This is a genomic window from Streptococcus danieliae (genome assembly GCF_013415245.1).
Classification (GTDB): Bacteria; Bacillota; Bacilli; order Lactobacillales; family Streptococcaceae; genus Streptococcus; species Streptococcus danieliae_A.
In genome coordinates, this window is sequence record NZ_JACBXX010000165.1 from 1 (window position 1) to 2444 (window position 2444).

Genomic DNA, 2444 nt, shown 5'->3' on the forward strand with positions numbered 1-2444 from the left:
CTCACTTGTTGTAAGACTTGCCCCCGCTTGATTTCGTTATTGATTGCTTGAGGAGCTCTTCCAAGTAGGCGAGCAATTTCTCGATTGGATTTTCCTTCTTTGTTCCATCGTTCAATGTAGCGACGATCATTAATTGTCAAATGTTTTCCTTTTGTTGTATAATTGTTTTGCATCTCTGTGCCTTTCCTTTTGTTTGTGGTGAACAACAAGTATAGCACGGAGGTGTTTTCTTATACCTTACAAAAGGATTTCATTTGACAACAGGGACTTTTGAAGCTGTTTTGAGGGCTAAACCAAGGCTATCATTAGCCTTGGCCAATTAGCCTAACAGCTCCAAACCTATTATCAAATGAAATCAGACAACTCATCAGAATGAGTTGTAGTACTTATCTAGCAGATAGGATGGGTGGCTAACTTCATTTTAAAATTTTTGATTTCAATAGAAATCACGACTTTTTGTGGGATTTATTTTTGGAGTAGTTGAAAAACCTTTCATGAGCCAGTCTACTTGTTCAGATGTCAAAGTGAGAATTTTCTTTTCTCCATCAGGCCAAGTTAACTTACCATTTTCAAACCGTTTATAGAGAAGCCAGAATCCTTGACCATCCCAATAAAGAGCTTTAAAGCGATCTTTTTGGCTTCCACAAAAGAGGAAGACTTGGCCTGAAAATGGATCTAGTTGGAATTGAGTTTTAATCAGGTAAGCAAGTGAGTCAATTCCTTGTCTCATATCTGTTTTCCCACAGACTAGATGAACAAGGCCTAGGTCTAGTAAATTGATTGGCATCTGTTTCCTCCGATTTTTTATCTTTTTATTAGTATATCGGATAATAGGGATTCAAGATAGATACCTCGTTATTGGACGCTTACAAAGGAATTCCGTTTTTTTGCGAATAAAAAGAAAAGAGAGGGGGACTTTACCCCACTCTCTAGATTGTTGCTGTCAATTAAGCTTTATTTGCTGAACCGAATACTTCGATACGGTCTTCAACTGCACCTTGAACAGCCTTGATACCATCTGCCAAGAATTTACGTGGGTCGAAGAGTTTTTTCTTGTCGTATTCTGCTTCGTTTGCATCGTAGTTACGAGCAAATGCACGAGTAGCATCTGAGAAGGCGATTTGGCTCTCAGTGTTTACGTTGATTTTTGCAACACCAAGTTTGATAGCTGCAACAACTTGATCATCAGGAATACCTGAACCACCGTGAAGAACGATTGGGAAACCAGGAACAGCTTCTGCCAATTTTTCTAGGTGATCCAATGCAAGACCTTCCCAGTTTTCTGGGTATGGACCGTGGATGTTACCGATACCAGCTGCCAAGAAGTCGATACCAGTTTCTACCATTGCTTTTGCATCTTCGATTGGTGCCAATTCACCTTTACCGATGATACCATCTTCTTCACCACCGATAGTTCCAACTTCTGCTTCGACAGACATACCTTTAGCGTGTGCCAATTTAACAACTTCACGAGCTTTTTCAAGGTTTTCTTCGATTGGAAGGTGAGAACCATCAAACATTACTGAAGTGTAACCAACTTCGATACACTCAAGAACGTCTTCATAGTGACCATGGTCAAGGTGGATCGCAACTGGAACAGTGATTCCCATTGACTCAACAAGATTTTCAATCATGTTTTTAGCCAATTTGTAACCACCCATGTATTTTGCTGCTCCCATTGATGTTTGGATCAATACTGGAGCTTGTTTTGCTTCTGCCGCACGCAAGATAGCTTGAGTCCACTCAAGGTTGTTTGTGTTAAAACCACCAACTGCGTAACCATTATCGCGAGCTGCTTGAACAAATTTTTCTGCTGAAACGATTGCCATGTAAACGGCCTCCTCTTATTTTTTTGGGATACACCCAATACATTGTATAGTTTATCACGTTTTTTGCTAAAATTCTAGTCCTATTCGAATTTTGACAATCGAGTAGAGGCTAATTTCTAGTCCCTCTCACACCACCGTGCGTGCCGTTCGGCACACGGCGGTTCAACTAACTTTTAACGCATGTCGTTTAAGATAGAAATCTAGACAAGAAACCAGTCCTCTTTTAGTAAGGGCTGGTTTTGATATAGCTCGCTTTAAGACTGACTTTTGTGCCACTAGTTGATAGTGGTTACCCCAGCCAGATACTTTATCGGCTATCCATTTCGGAACACCTAGTTTCAGAAGTCCCCATAGTCGTCTCGATTTTTTCTTCCATTGCTTCCAGATAATGACTCGGATACGAGTTCGTAAACGCTCATCTATTTGCGTCAGTATCGTCTTCATATTACCAAGTGAGAAGTAATTTACCCAACCGCGGATAACCCAATTTAATCGTTCAATCCGTGTCGTTAGGTCAATGCTCCACTTCCTCGTCGTTAGTCGCTTCAGCTTGCGCTTAAAACTCTGTACACTATCTTGATGGGGACGGCATTTCCAGCCTTTCGGAGATTTCCA

At 40.8% G+C, this 2444-nt stretch carries 4 protein-coding genes; all 4 read right to left on the reverse strand.

What is annotated here, in order from left to right; translation table 11 throughout:
• The coding region (locus HZY94_RS08135) for a helix-turn-helix domain-containing protein (RefSeq protein ID WP_179925744.1) at positions 1 to 173 on the reverse strand (173 nt) is incomplete at its 3' end.
• Positions 174 to 436: 263 nt separating this feature from the next.
• Positions 437 to 787 carry an IS66 family insertion sequence element accessory protein TnpB gene (gene tnpB, locus HZY94_RS08140; protein WP_179924505.1) on the reverse strand — a complete coding sequence of 117 codons (351 nt, stop codon included), beginning with the start codon at positions 785 to 787 and terminating at the stop codon, positions 437 to 439.
• A gap of 160 nt (positions 788 to 947) precedes the next feature.
• Positions 948 to 1829 carry a class II fructose-bisphosphate aldolase gene (locus tag HZY94_RS08145; protein WP_179925745.1) on the reverse strand — a complete coding sequence of 294 codons (882 nt, stop codon included), beginning with the start codon at positions 1827 to 1829 and terminating at the stop codon, positions 948 to 950.
• Positions 1830 to 1991: 162 nt separating this feature from the next.
• A partial coding sequence (locus tag HZY94_RS08150) for a group II intron maturase-specific domain-containing protein (protein ID WP_306538575.1) occupies positions 1992 to 2444 on the reverse strand: 453 nt, incomplete at its 5' end.